General features: G+C 67.9%; 13 protein-coding genes. 8 read left to right on the top strand and 5 right to left on the bottom strand.

The window, feature by feature from the left end; all coding sequences use genetic code 11:
- Positions 1-13 precede the first annotated feature (13 nt).
- Positions 14-1,075, top strand: coding sequence for an anthranilate phosphoribosyltransferase (trpD, locus tag AC1AZA_RS03320; RefSeq protein ID WP_476513319.1), 1,062 nt, complete (start codon positions 14-16; stop codon positions 1,073-1,075).
- Between the two features lie 25 nt (positions 1,076-1,100).
- Here trpD and AC1AZA_RS03325 read toward each other — a convergent pair whose 3' ends face one another.
- Entirely contained in the window at positions 1,101-1,643 is a 543-nt protein-coding gene (locus tag AC1AZA_RS03325; protein WP_476513320.1) for a hypothetical protein, read from the bottom strand.
- A gap of 39 nt (positions 1,644-1,682) precedes the next feature.
- Here AC1AZA_RS03325 and AC1AZA_RS03330 point away from each other — a divergent pair, with 39 nt between their 5' ends.
- Positions 1,683-2,393 (top strand): lysophospholipid acyltransferase family protein, encoded by a 711-nt coding sequence (locus AC1AZA_RS03330; protein WP_476513321.1) that lies wholly within the window; start codon positions 1,683-1,685, stop codon positions 2,391-2,393.
- Positions 2,394-2,451: 58 nt separating this feature from the next.
- Here AC1AZA_RS03330 and AC1AZA_RS03335 read toward each other — a convergent pair whose 3' ends face one another.
- Together AC1AZA_RS03335 and AC1AZA_RS03340 are read right to left on the bottom strand one after the other, a co-directional pair.
- Positions 2,452-4,692 carry a protein kinase domain-containing protein gene (locus tag AC1AZA_RS03335; protein ID WP_476513322.1) on the bottom strand — a complete coding sequence of 747 codons (2,241 nt, stop codon included), beginning with the start codon at positions 4,690-4,692 and terminating at the stop codon, positions 2,452-2,454.
- A 114-nt stretch (positions 4,693-4,806) separates the two neighbouring features.
- Positions 4,807-5,955 carry a polyprenyl synthetase family protein gene (locus AC1AZA_RS03340; RefSeq protein ID WP_476513323.1) on the bottom strand — a complete coding sequence of 383 codons (1,149 nt, stop codon included), beginning with the start codon at positions 5,953-5,955 and terminating at the stop codon, positions 4,807-4,809.
- A 226-nt stretch (positions 5,956-6,181) separates the two neighbouring features.
- Here AC1AZA_RS03340 and AC1AZA_RS03345 point away from each other — a divergent pair, with 226 nt between their 5' ends.
- The 3 genes from AC1AZA_RS03345 to AC1AZA_RS03355 all read left to right on the top strand — a co-directional run bounded on the left by AC1AZA_RS03345 (position 6,182) and on the right by AC1AZA_RS03355 (position 11,007).
- On the top strand, positions 6,182-6,919 hold the full coding sequence (locus AC1AZA_RS03345) for a DUF4192 domain-containing protein (RefSeq protein ID WP_476513324.1): 738 nt from the start codon (positions 6,182-6,184) through the stop codon (positions 6,917-6,919).
- 113 nt (positions 6,920-7,032) lie between these two features.
- Positions 7,033-8,520 carry an RNA polymerase sigma factor gene (locus AC1AZA_RS03350; protein WP_476513325.1) on the top strand — a complete coding sequence of 496 codons (1,488 nt, stop codon included), beginning with the start codon at positions 7,033-7,035 and terminating at the stop codon, positions 8,518-8,520.
- Positions 8,521-8,667: 147 nt separating this feature from the next.
- Positions 8,668-11,007 (top strand): DNA gyrase/topoisomerase IV subunit B, encoded by a 2,340-nt coding sequence (locus AC1AZA_RS03355; protein WP_476513326.1) that lies wholly within the window; start codon positions 8,668-8,670, stop codon positions 11,005-11,007.
- 225 nt (positions 11,008-11,232) lie between these two features.
- Here AC1AZA_RS03355 and AC1AZA_RS03360 read toward each other — a convergent pair whose 3' ends face one another.
- Positions 11,233-12,669 (bottom strand): DUF4153 domain-containing protein, encoded by a 1,437-nt coding sequence (locus AC1AZA_RS03360; protein ID WP_476513327.1) that lies wholly within the window; start codon positions 12,667-12,669, stop codon positions 11,233-11,235.
- 145 nt (positions 12,670-12,814) lie between these two features.
- On the opposite strand from AC1AZA_RS03360, the gene AC1AZA_RS03365 reads away from it, so the two are divergent.
- Together AC1AZA_RS03365 and AC1AZA_RS03370 are read left to right on the top strand one after the other, a co-directional pair.
- On the top strand, positions 12,815-13,345 hold the full coding sequence (locus AC1AZA_RS03365; RefSeq protein WP_476513328.1) for a DUF2975 domain-containing protein: 531 nt from the start codon (positions 12,815-12,817) through the stop codon (positions 13,343-13,345).
- The gene (locus AC1AZA_RS03370; RefSeq protein WP_476513329.1) at positions 13,346-13,564 is read left to right on the top strand and encodes a helix-turn-helix domain-containing protein; all 219 of its coding nucleotides are present in this window, start codon (positions 13,346-13,348) and stop codon (positions 13,562-13,564) included.
- On the opposite strand, the gene AC1AZA_RS03375 is transcribed toward AC1AZA_RS03370, so the two are convergent.
- On the bottom strand, positions 13,561-15,003 hold the full coding sequence (locus AC1AZA_RS03375; RefSeq protein ID WP_476513330.1) for an aspartate ammonia-lyase: 1,443 nt from the start codon (positions 15,001-15,003) through the stop codon (positions 13,561-13,563). The two genes, AC1AZA_RS03370 and AC1AZA_RS03375, sit on opposite strands and share 4 nt — an antisense overlap.
- Before the next feature lie 169 nt (positions 15,004-15,172).
- On the opposite strand from AC1AZA_RS03375, the gene AC1AZA_RS03380 reads away from it, so the two are divergent.
- The gene (locus AC1AZA_RS03380; RefSeq protein WP_476513331.1) at positions 15,173-16,387 is read left to right on the top strand and encodes an MFS transporter; all 1,215 of its coding nucleotides are present in this window, start codon (positions 15,173-15,175) and stop codon (positions 16,385-16,387) included.
- Positions 16,388-16,458 lie beyond the last annotated feature (71 nt).

Consider the following 16,458-nt stretch of genomic DNA (forward strand, 5'->3'; position numbering starts at 1 on the left):
AAGAGGAGGCATTATGGCCGAGTTCACGTGGAAATCGATTCTGACGAAGCTGGTCGACGGCGATCATCTCACCGCCGAGGAATCCGAGTGGTTCGTGGACGACCTCATGCAGGGCAACGCCAATCCGGCCGCTGTGGGCGCGGTGCTGGCCACCCAGCAGCAGCTGGGGCTCACCGCCGAGGAGGTGCGTGGCGCCGCCAAGGCCATGGTTGCGCACGCCGTGCCGCTCAAGGTGGCCAAGGAGAGCACGGACATCGTCGGCACCGGCGGCGACGGCGCCGCCACCGTGAACCTGTCCACCATGGGCTCCGTCGTGGCCGCCGCTGCCGGCGTCACCATCGTCAAGCACGGCAACCGTGCGGCCTCGTCCAAGTGCGGTGCCGCCGACTGTCTGGAGGAGCTGGGCCTGCCGCTTGACCTTACGCCCGAAGCCGTCGGCAAGGTGGGCGACGAGGTGGGCATCACCTTCGCGTTCGCCAAGACCTTCCACCCGGCCATGCGCTTTGTCGGCCCCATCCGCGCCGCGCTCGGCATTCCGTGCGTGTTCAACGTGCTCGGCCCGCTGACCAACCCGGCCAACCCGAAGCATGTGGCCATCGGCTGCGCCAAGCGCGCCATGAGCCCCATCATGGCGTCCGTGTACGCCGCCAACGGCCAGACCGGCATGGTCTACACCTCGCATGAAGGCTTGGACGAGATGGCCCCCACCGGTCCGGTCTCCGTCTGGGAGTTCCGCGGCGACGGTAAGGTGACCGAAACCGAGTTCGACCCGACCGTGGAGCTGGGGCTCGCCAAGGTGACAGTGGACGACCTCCGCGGCGGCGAACCGGCCGTCAACGCGCAGGCTATGCGCGACTTCCTCGCCGGCAAGGAAGTGCCGTTCCGCTCCACCGCGCTGCTCAACGCCGCCTCCGCCATCGTGGCCGACGCCCATCTGTTGCCCGACCCGGACGCCTCGCTGGCCGATCGGTTCAAGGCCGCCTACGCGCTGGCCGCCGACGCGGTCGACTCCGGCAAGGCCGCGGCGCTGCTCGACCGCTGGATCGCCGTCGCGAAGGCCGCCAAGGCCGAGTGACCGGGGCGGGACAACCTGTCAATCGCTATACGCGCGCGCCGTCGTCGAATTCGTCGGCGCGCGTTTGCGTATGCCCCTTGTGCAGCATGAGCAGTCCGGCCGCCCCCAGCATGGTGAGCGCGCCTCCCAGCGCCCCCAGCAGCGTGGACAGCGAGGGGACCAGCACGCAGCCCACCAATCCCGCCACGCCGATCACCACCATGGCCCACAGCACCAGCTTTGACGTGCGCACATGCCCGATCTGCGGGTTCGGCGGCACGAAATCGGAACCCTGATCCATCACGTCGTCCGTGTCCAGCCAGCTGCGGCCGGTGAAATCCCTCGGACCGGCCGTGCGCGCGGAACCGCCCGCGAAGGCGTCCGGCGTCAGGTCGTCCACGCTCAGCAGCGCCTCCTTCTCCCGGCGCTTCGCCTCGCGCTCGAACTTCCTGCCCGTACGCGATCGCTCCACCGCATCGAGGTCATCGCTGTGTGCGGCGACGAAATCCTGCCAGGCACGGTCGTCCGAATCCCCGGAACGCTGGGTTGAATCGTCTCGGGGCGCGTTGCTATCCTTGTGGTCGGTCATACCCTCAACTGTAGCGATACTGGACGCCAAGGAGACGCGATGCTGTACTGGTTCTTTGTGAAACTGCTCGGACCCATCGCCCGCGTGTGGTTCAAGCCCACCGTGCACGGGCTGGAGAACATTCCGAAGCATGGTGCGGCGATCATCGCGGCCAACCATCTCGCCGTCATCGACGACGGCCTGCTGCCGCTCGTCAGCCCCCGCATGATCCACTTCATGGGCAAGGCGGAATACTTCGAGGGCAAGGGCTTCAAGGGCAAGTTCAAGAAGTGGTGGTTCACGTCCGTGGGCGTGTTCCCCGTGGACCGTTCCGGCGGCTCGAAGTCGCTCGGCGGTCTGCTCACCGCCCGCCACATCCTCGAGCAGGGTCATCTGTTCGGCATCCACCCGGAGGGCACGCGCAGCCCGGACGGTCGCCTGTACCGCGGGCACACCGGCGTGGCGCGTCTGGCCCTCGAAACCGGCTCGCCCATCATCCCCGTGGCCATCATCGGCACGCGCGAGATGCAGGTGCCCGGTCAGGTGATCCCCAAGAAGGGCAAGACCACGGTGATCTTCTGCAAGCCGATCCCGGTGGACAGGATCCCGGAGGACGAGATCACCCACGAGCAGCTGCGCACGCTCACCAACCGTATGATGCAGGCCATCCACGAGCATTCCGGGCAGGAATACGTGGACGTGTATGCACAGGTGGTCAAGAAGGAGCTTGAGGAACAGAAGGCCCGCAAGGCCGCCGGAAAGACCGAGTAGCACGCACGGGACAGCTGAACGGGCGGGGCAGGCCATCCGCTCGCCCGATCAGCCGCGCTCACGCCACGGTCAGCGTGATCACCGTGGCGACGCCGTTCTCGTCGCGCACGCGCACGGAACTGTTCGCCTCGAGGCTCTGCACGCGTACGATGTGCGTCCAGTCGCCGAGCGGTGCGGACTTCTTCACGTCGAAGCCCAACGCCTTGAGGGCTTTCTCCGCATCGTCGTACTGCTGACCCACCACGTTGGGCACGGTCGCCATCTGCGGACCCTTGGAGACGACCAGATCCACGGCATCGTTCCACTTGAGCTGCTTGCCGGCCTCCACGGAAGCGGAAATCACCTTGCCGGCTTCGATCCTGTCGTCGAATGTCTCGGTGACGTTGGCCGTGAGGTTCAGCGCGGACAGGGCCGCCTTGGCATCGTCCACGGTGCTGCCCACCACGTTCGGCATCTCCACCGGCTTGAGTCCCTTGGACAGGGTGACCGTGATCGCCGTGTTGTGGTGGTACGCGCGGCCCGGTTCCGCGTTCAGCGAAAGAAGCGCCCCCTGGGGCACGGTGAGCGAATAGGCGTCGTTCTCGGCGTCGTGCGTGACGTTGTCGAATCCGGCTTCGCGCAGGGCGGCGAGCGGATCCTTACCGTGCGCCGTGGTCGCGTCCTTGATGTCGCTCGGCACCGTGGCCTGGCGTGCCCCCTTGGAGATCACGACGTTCACCTGCTGGCCGTTGCGTTTGGACACGTGTGCGCCCACGTCGGACGGATCGGCGCTGATGATGGTTCCGGCAGGCAGCGAATCGCTGTAGTCCTCGCTCTGCGTGTACGGGATGCCCGCCACGGTGAGCGTGCTTAGATAGTCCTTCGCCTGTGCGCCCACGATCGAGCATGCCGCGTCTTGTGCGCAGGTCACGTCCGCGGCGGCCGGCAGCGTCCAGTAGCTGCCCGGGCCGAGGTAAAACCACCAGGCGTATCCGCCGCCTCCGCAGGCGAGCGCGGCCAGCAGCGTAGAAGCGATCAGCACGGTGCGTCGCCCGCCGCGGCGTGCGGTTGCGCCGCGAACCGCGTCGTCCCCCGCGTCGTCGCCGGCCACGTGCTGCCGGGAACGGATCCGGCCGGCGTCCGACGGGTCCGACTCGTCGAAGTTCTCGTGCATGAGCTCGGCGAAGCTGCGCGTCGGATTGGCGCCCACGTCCTCCGGCGGCATGGACAGCCGTCGCGTGGCCTGGGAATCGAGCGGAGGAAGTGGCTGCGTCGCGCCGTCTGCGTTGGCCGCATCGCCTGAACCGGCTGAATGGACCGTACCGTCCGTGTTGGCCGTACCGTCCGCGTTGTCCACCATGCCGGGCTGCCGCTCCCGGTCCACCCGTGCGGTGACCGGCTGCGGGGCGCCGGGCGTTTCCGGCTCGAACCCCTGCGGCACGGGCATGCGGAACAGGAGCCGGTCCCGGTCCAGCGAGGCGTTGAGCGCGTCGAGCAGTTCGGCCGCCGCCATCGCGTCCGCGGGCCGGTCGTCCACCGCCCGTGCGGCCAGTCTGGCCACGAATGCGGCCACTTCGGGTGCGATGCCCGGGCATGCGTCGGCCAGCGAGGGTACGTCCTCGTGCACGTGCTTGAACACCACGGTGACCGGATTGTCCGACAGGAACGGCACGTGCCCGGCGAGCATCTCCCATGCGATGATGCCCACCGCGTACAGGTCGCCCTGCGGGGTTGCGCGGTTCTGCTCGATCATTTCCGGGGCAAGGTAGGCGGCCGTACCGAGCAGCATGCCGGTGGAGGAGAGCGTGGCCTGCGAGGCGGCCTTGGCCAGGCCGAAGTCGGTGATCTGCACATGGCCGCGGTCGTTGACGAGGATGTTCTCCGGCTTGATGTCCCGGTGCACCACGCCGGCGCGGTGGGCGGCGGACAGACCGTCGAGGATCTCGCCGACGATGCGCAGCGTCTCGCGCACGGTGAACGTGCCCTCCACGTTCATTTCGCGGCGCAGGTTCACGCCGTGCACGTATTCCATGACCAGATAGTCGAGCCCGTTGAACTCGCCCGTGTCGTACACCTGCACGATGTGCGGGTTGGCGATGGCGGCGGCGGACCGGGCCTCGCGGCGGAAGCGTTCCTGGAACTGCGCGCGGTGCGGCCCCTGCGCCAGCTGGACGTGCATGATCTTGATCGCCACCGGGCGTGACAGACGCTCGTCCATCGCCTCGTACACGGTGGCCATGCCGCCCTCGGCGATTTTCCGCACGACGCGGTACCGTCCCTCGATTCGCTGCCCCACGGGCTGATTCGCCGCTTCACTCATGGTTCCCATCGTAAGGTTCGCCCGTCACAACGCGGCGCGGTGACCGGGGTTCGCAACGAAAACGCAACGAAAAGTCCACACGGGCGCGGTTCGCGGGTTCCGGCGGCCGCCCGCCTATCGCGCCGGCTGACGGGTGCGCAGCGAGGCGGGCAGGAAGCGCTCGCACGCGGCGAACAGCAGGGTACGGCGGTCGTCGGCCAGCCCGAGCATCGCGGCGGCCTCGTCCACCGCGGAGGCGGCCGCGCGCCACAGCGTGGCGATGCGCTCGCGCGAACGGTCGATCGCGCCGGTGGAGGAGAACAGCGCGATCGCACGGGAAACGTCGTCCGCGGAGCGCCGGGGCGCCTCGAACAAGCGGACGAGCTCGCCGCGGCCGGCTTCGTCCGCGCCCGCAAGCGCGTCGGCGAGCAGCACCGTGCGCTTGCCTTCGCGGATGTCGCCGCCCACGGGCTTGCCGGTGGATGCGCTGGAGCCGATCACGTCGATGAGGTCGTCGGCGAGCTGGAACGCCAGGCCCAGCGGCATGCCGACGGAATCCGCGATGGCATGCGCCTTCGCGGTCTTGACGCCCGCGGCGAGCAGTCCGAGCTCGATGGGGGCGATGGTGGTGTAGCTGGCGGTCTTCCAGCGGAACACGCCCAGCGAGGCGGATGCGAGCGCCTCGGGACGGTCCAGCGGGGTTTCCTCGACGGCGAGGTCGAGCACCTGTCCGATCTCCACCTCGCGGTGCATGCGCAGGAAGACGCGCACGAGGGCCTCGGTCTTGGGCAGCGCGGCGGCCGCGTCGTGCGCGATGGCGACGGAGGCGGTGGCGAGCAGATCGCCGAGCATGATGCCCAGCCCGCGTCCCACGTGGTCGGCCTGCGGGTCGTCGCCCAGTGAGGCGGCCAGCGCGCGGTGGGCCGACGGCTTGCCGCGGCGAAGGTCGGAGTCGTCGATGATGTCGTCGTGCACGAGCGCCGCGGTCTGGAACACCTCGATGGCGCAGGCCAGATCGGTGGCCGCCGCGCGGGCCCGGTCCGCGGCGTCGCCCGTCGCAGCCGACGCACCGTCCGTGGCCCGGGCCGCGTCGAAGGCCGCCAGGGCGAGCCGGGCGCGCAGGCGTTTGCCTCCCTCGCTGGAGGTGACGCCCTGCGCGGCCACGGCGTCCATGACGGACAGGCATGCGCGGGGGACCGTCATGCCGTCCGGAATTCCGGCGTGGTGCGCCACCAGCGTGGCGATGCGCGATTCGAGTGCGGGCAGTGCTTCGGCGTTATCCATACCTACGAGGTTATCCACAATTGGGGCGACCGAACGTGATTTTGCCCGAAATTTCGCCAAGGACACGCCGAAGCGTCCGTCCGGGGGCCACGTTCGACCACATGGGCCCGTTCGGCTGGACGGGGCGGATGCGGGTGCGGCATAGTTGAATGACCGGCGTGCATGCAGGACGCGGCGGTACGGCAACATACGAAGAACGTGCTTGGGGGAGGTAAGGGAATATGCGATGCAGTGGCAGGATGGGCAGACGGCGTACGTCTGCGAGGCATTGAACGACGACGAGATGACGCAGGTGGTGCGGCTCTTCCGCGCCCAGCGACGGCGCATGGGCGTGGAGGATTCCGACGAGGCGTGGTTCTCCGGCCCGCTGGACGACTGGCTGGCCTGCCTGAACGGGACCGGCGAGGGGCTCGAACGCGAATCGGTCGCCGGACTGGCGGTGGGCATGCGCGAGAAGCTGGCGTTCCGCGACGCGCTCATCGTCTCCCTGGTGTGCGCGGGGGCGCGTCGCGGGGAACTGCTGGAACTCGGGGCGCGGCCGCACCGGCCGGGCAGCGTGGCGTACCTGTCGCGCGCCCTGGGAGACGCCTTCCGCGACCCGAAGGCCGTTCCGGACGAGACGCGCTGCGAGAGGGGGCTGTATGCGCTGGCGCAGATCGTCCGGGCGGTTCCGGCGGACTTCCGCGTGCAGCCCATGGCGGTCATCGCCTACGTGCTGTGGTGGATGGGCGACCCGCGGGCCGTGGCCTATGCGGCGCTGGCAGCCGCGGGTGACGGGCGGTGCAATCTGGCGCTCATCGTGCTGTCCGCGGCTGAGCGGGGCATCGCGCCCGCGTGGACGGTCGGCTCCGGCGGCGGGACGACTGGCGTGGCCGCCGGCGCGGCGGATGACGGTTCGGACGGCGGGGCCGGTGCCTCGGCCGGTGCCTCGGCCGGCGGCGCGGAAGACGGTCCCGGGGAATAATAGTCCTTGGAACGTGGTTGACTCTATGAGTTGACGATTTGCCCTTGCCAGAAGTGTGCCCGTATGCTATAGGGCGCCGTTTGGGGGATGGGCGGAAAAGCCAGGAGGATAAGTTGGCCACGAAGAGCGCTGCTCAGAAAACCACCGCTGCCGCGAAGACTGCCGGGAAGTCCCGCAAGGCCGTCGACGCCGCGCCGGAGAACGGCGACGTGCAGGCCGAAGGCGTGCAGGAAGCCGCGAAGGCCAAGAAGAAGACCACGCGCAGGCGTACCGCGTCGTCCGCGAGGAAGACCGCGGCGAAGTCCGAGACCGCCAAGTCGTCCAAGTCGTCCAAGTCGTCCGCGGCGAAGGCCGTGAAGGAGGACGAGGAGAAGCTCGCCAAGCCCATCGAGGTGGACGAGGACGTCGAGGAGACCGACGACCTCGACGACGTGGACGCCGATCTCGAGGACGATCTGGACGACGTGGACGACGACGATCTCGACGTGGACGACGACGAGACCGACGACGATGACGCGGACGGCGAGGACGAGGAGGAAGACGCGGACGGCGAGGAGGAAGCCAAGCCCAAGCCGGAGGAGGAGATCCCCCCGCGGGCCAAGGGTGCGTTCATCGTGCGCGACGACGACGATGACGACAACCTCACGCCGTCCGGCAACCCCAAGCGCCGTGTGATCGCCGCGGGCGCCACCGCCGACCCGGTCAAGGACTACCTCAAGCAGATCGGCCGCGTGAGCCTGCTCAACGCCGAACAGGAGGTGGACCTCTCCGAGCGCATCGAGGCGGGCCTGTACGCCCAGCACCTGCTGGACACCGAGTCCGACAAGATGGACTTCAAACGCAAGCGCGAGCTCAAGTGGGCAGCCTCCGACGGCAAGAAGGCCAAGGATCACCTGCTGGAGGCCAACCTGCGCCTCGTCGTCTCCCTGGCCAAGCGCTACACCGGCCGCGGCATGCTGTTCCTCGACCTCATTCAGGAAGGCAATCTGGGCCTGATCCGCGCCGTCGAGAAATTCGACTGGAAGAAGGGCTTCAAGTTCTCCACGTACGCCACGTGGTGGATCCGTCAGGCCATCACCCGCGCCATGGCCGATCAGGCGCGCACCATCCGCGTGCCCGTGCACATGGTCGAGGTCATCAACAAGCTCTCCCGCGTGCAGCGCCAGATGCTGCAGGATCTGGGCCGCGAACCCACACCGGACGAGCTGGCCCGCGAGCTCGACATGCCCGTCGAGAAGGTGCAGGAGGTGCAGAAGTACGGCCGCGAGCCGATCTCCCTGCACACGCCGCTCGGCGAGGACGGCGACTCCGAGTTCGGCGACCTCATCGAGGACACCGACGCCATCGCCCCGTCCGACGCCGTTGCGTTCTCCCTGCTGCAGGAGCAGTTCAAGCAGGTGCTCGAGACCCTGTCCCCGCGCGAGGCCGGCGTGATCAAGATGCGCTACGGCTTGGAGGACGGCCAGCCCAAGACGCTGGACGACATCGGCCGCGTGTACGGCGTGACCCGCGAGCGCATCCGCCAGATCGAGTCGAAGACCATGTCCAAGCTGCGTCACCCCTCGCGCTCGCAGACCCTGCGCGACTTCCTCGACCAGTGACCTCAAGTCCGGCGGACCCGTTCGGCCCGCCGGCGAACCATCATCCGCACGCCGCGTTCCCCGCGAAGCGGCGGTCCGTCGAGTCATCGGGCCGTCCGACCTTGCGGGGAGCGCGGCGTGCGTTACCCGCAACAGCGAAGGAGAGCCATGCCCGAATCCTACGGCGCCGACAGCCTTACCGTGCTCGAGGGCCTCGACGCGGTACGCAAGCGCCCAGGTATGTACATCGGCACGACCGACAGTCAGGGCCTCATGCACTGCCTGTGGGAGATCATCGACAACTCCGTCGACGAGGCGCTGGCCGGGGCCTGCGACCACATCACCGTCACCCTGCACACCGACGGTTCGATCGAGGTGGCGGACAACGGCCGCGGCATTCCGGTGGACGTGGAGCCCAAGACCAAGCTCACCGGCGTGGAGGTGGTGCTCACCAAGCTGCACGCCGGTGCGAAGTTCGGCAACGCCTCCTACAATGCGGCGGGCGGCTTGCACGGCGTCGGTTCGTCCGTGGTCAACGCGCTGAGCTCCAGACTCGACGTGGAGGTGGACCGCGACGGCAGAACGCATCACATGGCGTTCCATCAGGGTCATCCGGGCGTGTACTCGGACGCCGATCCGGCACATCCCTCGCCAGACTCGCCGTTCAAGCGCACGCGCAAGAACCGTCCCACCGAGCTGGAGATCGTCGGCAAGGTGAGCCCGAAGACCACCGGCACGCGCATCCGCTACTGGGCGGACCCGGAGATCTTCAACAGCACCGCGCACTTCGCCTACGATCAGCTCATCGAACGCATCCGCCAGACCAGTTTCCTCGTGCCCGGCCTGAAGATCACGGTCGTGGACGAGAACATTCCCGAAACCGGTGACGCCGCGGTGGACGATCTGCTCGAAATGGACGCTCCGGCCGTCTCGGCAACGGCGGCTGCGGACGGCACTGTACAGGTTCCGGATGAGGCTGCTGCGGACGAGACTGCTGCGGACGGGGTCGCCGGCGAGCCTGCCGAACCGGCTTCGTCCGACGCGGATTCTGCCGCGTCTGCGATCGTTGCCCGGCGCGAGGGAACCGTGGACTGCGGTCCGTTCGGCGATCAGCCCGCGCACGCCCGCGTCGAGGAGTTCCTCCACACCGGCGGCGTGAAGGACTTCGTGGACTTCCTGTCCAAGGGTGCGCCCGTTTCCGACATCTGGCGCATCCAGGGCTCCGGCACCTACAGGGAGGAGACACAGGCCGTGGGCGCCGGCGGCGAACTGCACGCCGAACAGATCGAACGCGAATGCGCGGTCGACATCGCCCTGCGGTGGACCGACGGCTACGACACCACGCTCGTGAGCTTCGTCAACGTGGTGGAGACGCCCGGCGGCGGCACACACGTGGACGGTTTCCTCGCGGGGCTCACCCGGCAGATCCGCAAGGCCGTGGAGGACAACGCCCGCAGGCTCAAGGTGAACCTCAAGGACGGCGCCATGAAGGTCGAGCGCGACGACATCATGGCCGGCCTCGTGGCCGTGGTGACCGTGCGCATCGCCGAACCGCAGTTCCAGGGGCAGACCAAGGACGTGCTCGGCACCGCGCAGGTCAAGCCGATCGTCACGCGCCTGACCGACCGTCAGTTCGGCGAGATGATCTCCGGCTCCCGGCGCGGGTTCAAGGAGCAGTCCGGCCGCGTGCTGGAGAAGATCGTCGGCGAGATGCACGCCCGCATCCAGGCGCGCAAGACCAAGGAGGTCACCCGCCGCAAGAACGCGCTTGAATCCGCGTCCATGCCGGCCAAGCTGTCCGACTGCCAGCCGGGCAACGACGACGTGGCCGAACTGTTCATCGTGGAGGGCGACTCGGCACTCGGCACCGCCAAGGCCGCGCGCAACGCCGGTTTCCAGGCCCTGCTGCCCATCCGAGGCAAGATCCTCAACGTGCAGAAGGCGTCGCTGAGCCAGATGCTCAACAACAAGGAGTGTGCGGCGATCATCCAGGTGGTGGGCGCGGGCTCCGGCGCGAGCTTCGACATCGAGCAGTCGCGCTACCACAAGGTCATCATGATGACCGATGCCGACGTGGACGGCGCGCACATCCGCATCCTGCTGCTCACCCTGTTCTACCGCTACATGCGCCCGCTCATCGAGCACGGGTACGTGTACGCGGCCGTGCCGCCGCTGCACCGCATCGCGCTCACCGGTTCGCACAAGGGCGAGTACATCTACACGTATTCGGACGACGAGCTGGCCGCCAGGCTCGACGAGCTCGACAGTAAGCGCATCGGGTACGCCGACGACATCCAGCGCTACAAGGGTCTGGGCGAGATGGACGCCGACCAGCTCGCGGACACCACCATGGACCCGCGCACGCGCATGCTGAGGCGCATCCGCATGGAGGACGCCGCCAAGGCCGCGGAGGTGTTCAGCCTGCTCATGGGCGACGACGTGCCGCCGCGCAAGCAGTTCATCGTGGACAACGCCGACGACTTCGACCGCTCCAAGATCGACACCTGATCGGGGATCGCGCGGGATCGCGCTGGATCGCGCTGGATCGCATGATCGGTCCAACCTGCGTCCCCGTTTTCGCAGCTTGGACCGATCATGCGAAAAAACGGCCTCCGGAAGCCTGTTTTTTCTACCATTCGGTCCAATCTGTGCTTCAGGGCGTACAGGTTGGACCGAATGCACGAATGGGCGGCTTGACGGTGGGAAGCCGGATCCGGGCGTGCAGACGCTCGGTCAGACCTCGAGGCCGTGGGAGGCGTTCCACCAGTCAATGACGCGGCCGGGATCGGCGTATCCGATGGCGATCCACCAGACGAGCAGCATCACGAAGCCGACCGCGACGAGCGGAATGCGTGCGGTGAACAGACGGGCCAGCGCGAGCAGAAGCAGCGCGGCGAGCAGCGCGATGAACGTGACCGACGCGTAACGCAGCCAGGTGAGTCCGTAGACGTGGATGTACAGGTTGAGGCGCGTGAATGCGGAGGCGAGCAGCACGCCCGTGGCGGCGAGCAGACCCGCCTGCATGGCGACGATCGGCATGCGGCGCGGCGTGAACCGCAGGACCAGTCCGAAACCCGCGAGATTCAGCGAGGCCGCGAACAGCAGCTGGAAGAATCCGCTGCGCGCATACTCGGCGTACGTGGTGCCGGCGGGCAGTCCGGCTCCGGCGAACAGGAACGTGAACTGGATCAGGCAGAACGCGGCGTACAGGGCGAGCACGATGCCGAGCGCCACGGCGACGACGAGCGGATCGAACGGGCGGCGCGGCCGTGGCTCGTGGTGCGGAACCGCTGCGGTCTGCAACGCCGTCGGGATGCCGCCGCGCGCCTCCACGGCCATGATGAGCGAGAAGACGAACGGCGCGGGAACGGCCACGAGCATGATGTGTTGGACGACGGCCGTGATGTCGATGTCGCCGACGATCCGTGTAACCGCGTAGTCGAACACCTCGTCGGCGCTCATGAGCAGCGGCACGAGCACCAGCAGCAGACCGGCGGCGATGATCAGCGCGAGGCCGATGCGCCTGATGCGGCTGCCGCCGGCATCGTTGCCGTTCCCGGTCCGTGTGCCGTTGCGGTCGCCTCCGGCCAGACGCGCCCAAATCTCGCGAAGCGTGCGTCCCAGCGGCTTCCAATGCGTGAACGGATCGATCGCCCAGCCCCTGAGCCAGGCCGTGACCAGTGCGGACGGCCGGTACGGGTCGAAGCGTCCGTCGGACAGCTGCAGCAGCGTCATGAGCAACGCGGGCAGTACGATCGGACCGGTGAGGACCGCGTACGTCAGGTTCGCGCCGCCTCCCATCCATTCGAACGGCGGCGCGAACGCGATGAGCCACACGGCGAGTGCGACGACGGCGGCGAGCGTCACCCACCACAGGGGCGTGCGGTGTGCGCGGCGGGCGAACAGCGGCAGGTCGATGGCTGCGATGGCGAGGCACAGCACGGCCCAGTAGGTCCACTGCGAGCCGGCATGGGAGAACGGGGCGGCGAACCACAGGCGGTCGAACAGGAACGGAATGGCGAAGGCCGCGGCCAGAATGGCGAGACGGCGGGGAAGCGGGGTTGTGGCGGATTGCGCGGCCGGCTGTGCGGTCTCCCCGGTGTTGGCGTTGGCGTCGGTGATCTCGTGCGCGGCATTGTGCTTAGCGTCGTGTGGTTCCAAATCGGTCATGCTCCCAGCATAGGCTATCGAAAAACGATATGAATCTATCGTGAAACAATTCTTCACCGAATGAGCATATTGTTTTTCGATCGATTATTATCGATAATCGAAGTCCATGTGACCCGTGAAAGGACCCGTGAGGAAAGGAATCGGCATGAACGGTGAGGAATACCACCCCGTCGCCATCGGGGCGCTCAAGGTGCTGATCGTGCTGTTCGAGGCGATTTGCGTTTTCGGCCAGTATGCCGTGTTCGCCCTGTCCGCCTATGTGGTGGAGCAGGTGCCCGAGACCGCGCCCGCCCTGTGGCCGTACCGGATCGCGGGCGTACTGGGCATCTTGTGCTTCGAGGTGGCGCTCGCCGCCGTCTGGCCGCTGCTCACGCTCACCCGTAACAGGGACATCTTCTCCGGCAGGGCCATCCGCTGGACCGACCTCATCATCGGCTGCGCGTGCGCGGAAGGCGTGCTGGTGCTCTTCGTACTCGTCTTCTCCAACATCAACCGCGAATACGTCAATCCGGTCACGCATGAGACGGTTCCGGCGGCGTTAGCCAGTCCGCCGTTCGTGCTCGCGCTGCTCGTGGCCCTGCTGCTCATCGCCGCGTTCGTGCTGCTCATGCTGGTCATGCGTTCGCTGCTCACGCAGGCGATCGCCCAGCGCCGCGAGCTCGAGGCGGTGATCTGAATGGCCATTCGCGTGAATCTGGACGTCATGATGGCCAAGCGTCGCATGGGCGTGAACGACTTGGCCGAGGCGATCGGCATCACCCCGGCCAACGTGTCGATCTTGAAGAACGGGCGCGCCAAGGCCATCCGCTTCACCACGCTCGAGGCCATCTGCCGTGTGCTGGACTGCCAGCCCGGCGACATCCTCGAGCGGGTGGAGGACGGGACGGAGGGCTAGCGATCCTGCCGGTGATCCCGGCAAGTCTGGCCGAGGCGCCGGGCCAGCGCGGTCGTGTCCAGCAGCTCGTCCAGCTGCTCGGCGGGCAGGTCGGTGCGCTCGCCGGCCACCTCGCGCACGGTCCGGCCGGATTCGGCGGCCTCCTTGGCGATGTCCACCGAACGCTCGTAGCCGATCAGCGGGTTGAGCGCCGCGGAGATCGACGGCGAAAGGGCGGCGTACCGGCGGCCGACCTCCGCGTTGACGGTGATGCCCTCCACGCAGCGCTCGCGGAACATGGCCATGGCGTGGGTGAGCAGGTCGATGCCCTTGAGCAGTTCGTGGATGATCACCGGGTCGAACGCATTGAGCTGCAGCTGGCCCTCCGAGGCGGCCCACGTGACGGTCGTGTCCATGCCGAACACGCGGAAGCACACCTGATCCACGCATTCGGGGATCACCGGGTTCACCTTGCCGGGCATGATGCTGCTGCCGGCTTGGCGGGCGGGCACGTTGAGGTCGTTGAAGCCGTCGTGCGGGCCGGAGTTGAGCAAGCGCAGGTCGTCGGCCGCCTTCTTCAGGTGGATGGCGAGGTTCTTGGCGGTCTGCGAGACGGCGATGTACGAGCTCATGTCCGTCATGGCGGCGATCGGATCCGGTGCGGCGGTGATCGGCAGGCCGGTGATGCGCGCCAGATGCTCGGTGGCGGCCTTGCGGAAGCGCAGGTCCGCGCAGATGCCGGTGCCGATGGCCGTCGCCCCGAGGTTGAGGCTCATGAGCAGCGGTACCACGCGCTCCAGCGCCGCCGTGTCCGCCTTGAGGAAGCTGGCGAAGGCGTGGAATTCCTGGCCGTACGTCATGGGCACCGCGTCCTGCAGCTGCGTGCGGCCGATCGTCACGTCGTCGGCGTGCCGGTCCGCAAGGTCATGGAAGGCGCGTGCGAGCTTCCTGGTCTCCTCCGCCAGCGGGCCGATCGCGTCGATGAGGGCGAGCTTGCAGGCGGCCGGGTACGTGTCGTTGGTGGACTGGGAGTGGTTCACGTCGTCGTTGGGGTGGATGTAGTGGTAGTCGCCGCGGCGGTGGCCGGCGATCTCCAGCGCGCGGTTGGCGATCACCTCGTTGGCATTCATGTTCGTGGACGTGCCGGCGCCGCCCTGCAGCACGTCGACCGGGAACTGGTCGAGCAGTTTGCCCGACTCGATCTCCTGGCAGGCGGCGACGATCGCGCGCGCCTTGTCGTGGGGGAGCAGTCCCAGCTCCTCGTTCGCCTCGGCGCAGGCGCGCTTGACGGTCGCGTAGGCGCGCACGAGCTGCGGGTGCGAGGAATCCGGCAGGCCGGAGACCGTGAAGTTGCCGATCGCGCGTTGCGTGTGGATGCCCCAGTAGACGTTCGCGGGAACCTCGAGTTCGCCGATGCAGTCGTGTTCGAGTCGAGTGGCGTGCGTTGCGTTCGTGGTCATGTGTGTCTCGCTCCTCGTGCGGTTTCGTATCTCCCTCTATCTTCGCGTGTTTGGACGCGGCGCGCCAACGTTGCGCCCAACGCGAATCGGCGTGTTGCCGGGGCCGTTGGGCTAAGTTATGCACGGTCGTACATAGCGATCGTACCTAGCAATCGAGGAGGATGACACCGTGGCCAACCTGCTGCTCGCCGTAATCTACGTAGCCTTCGTCAGTCTTGGACTGCCCGACGCGCTGCTCGGGGCCGCATGGCCCACCATGAGCCGAGACCTCGGCGCGCCGGTCTCGTGGGCGGGCGGCATCTCCATGGTCATCTCCGCCGGCACGATCGTCTCCGCGCTCCTGAGCGACCGCATGACCCTGCGATTCGGGCCCGGCCGCGTCACCGCCGTGTCCGTGGGGCTCACCGCCGTCGCGCTGGTCGGATTCTCCGTGGCGCCGAACTACTGGACGCTCATCGCCCTCGCCGTGCCGTACGGCCTCGGTGCGGGCGGCGTGGATGCGGCGCTGAACAACTACGTAGCCATCCACTACGAGAGCCGGCACATGAGCTGGCTGCACTGCATGTGGGGCATCGGCGCGTCGCTCGGGCCCTACGTGATGGGCTATGCGCTCGCCGGGGGGCAGGGATGGTCGTGGGGCTACCGGTACATCGCCATCCTGCAGGTGGCGCTCACGGCAGTCCTCGTCCTGAGCCTGCCGCTGTGGAGGAGCCGGCGGGAGACCGGGGCGGCCGTGCCCGGCTCCGACGGCAGCGCGGGGCGGCCGGCGGACTGCGGGGACCGGGACGGGGCTCCAGCGCGCAAGCCTCTGGGACTCAAGGGCGTGCTGGTCATCCGCGGCGCCAAGGAGATCCTCGTGATGTTCTTCTGCTACTGCGCGATCGAATCGACGGCCGGCCTGTGGGCGAGCAGCTACATGGTGATGCACCGCGGCGTGGATTCCGTGGCCGCCGCCAGTCTCGCCAGCCTGTTCTACGTGGGCATCACCGTCGGCCGGGCGCTCAGCGGCTTCATGACCATGCGCTTCGACGATCCGACCATGATCCGCATCGGTCAGGCGGTGCTCGCCGCGGGCGCGGTCCTCGTCGCGCTGCCGCTGTTCGGCTCGTGGGGCAGTGCCGCCGGTCTGGTGGTCCTCGGCCTGGGGTGCGCGCCCATCTACCCGTGCGTCATCCACTCCACGCCCGCCTATTTCGGCGAGGAGCACTCGCAGGCCATCGTCGGCGTGCAGATGGCCAGCGCCTATGTCGGTTCGCTCGCCATGCCGCCGCTGTTCGGCATGCTCGCCCAATACGTCACGATCTCGCTCTACCCGTTCTATCTCCTGGTCTTTCTGGCGCTGATGGTCTGGATGCATGAGCGCCTGCGGGCCGAGCGCGGCTGATCGGCGGCTGTCCCGCGTCTGTCCGGACGCGGTCCGGTCTCGATTCGGTCGAGGGCCGGCGGGGGTCCTCG

The organism is Bifidobacterium sp. LH_389, from assembly GCF_056357235.1.

Coding starts and splice junctions, on each gene's coding strand:
- AC1AZA_RS03365 (WP_476513328.1), top strand. CDS start 12,815: ATGAACGGTGAGGAATACCACCCCGTCGCCATCGGGGCGCTCAAGGTG.
- AC1AZA_RS03330 (WP_476513321.1), top strand. CDS start 1,683: ATGCTGTACTGGTTCTTTGTGAAACTGCTCGGACCCATCGCCCGCGTG.
- AC1AZA_RS03335 (WP_476513322.1), bottom strand. CDS start 4,692: ATGAGTGAAGCGGCGAATCAGCCCGTGGGGCAGCGAATCGAGGGACGG.
- AC1AZA_RS03340 (WP_476513323.1), bottom strand. CDS start 5,955: ATGGATAACGCCGAAGCACTGCCCGCACTCGAATCGCGCATCGCCACG.
- AC1AZA_RS03375 (WP_476513330.1), bottom strand. CDS start 15,003: ATGACCACGAACGCAACGCACGCCACTCGACTCGAACACGACTGCATC.
- AC1AZA_RS03355 (WP_476513326.1), top strand. CDS start 8,668: ATGCCCGAATCCTACGGCGCCGACAGCCTTACCGTGCTCGAGGGCCTC.
- AC1AZA_RS03345 (WP_476513324.1), top strand. CDS start 6,182: ATGCAGTGGCAGGATGGGCAGACGGCGTACGTCTGCGAGGCATTGAAC.
- AC1AZA_RS03370 (WP_476513329.1), top strand. CDS start 13,346: ATGGCCATTCGCGTGAATCTGGACGTCATGATGGCCAAGCGTCGCATG.
- trpD (WP_476513319.1), top strand. CDS start 14: ATGGCCGAGTTCACGTGGAAATCGATTCTGACGAAGCTGGTCGACGGC.
- AC1AZA_RS03325 (WP_476513320.1), bottom strand. CDS start 1,643: ATGACCGACCACAAGGATAGCAACGCGCCCCGAGACGATTCAACCCAG.
- AC1AZA_RS03360 (WP_476513327.1), bottom strand. CDS start 12,669: ATGACCGATTTGGAACCACACGACGCTAAGCACAATGCCGCGCACGAG.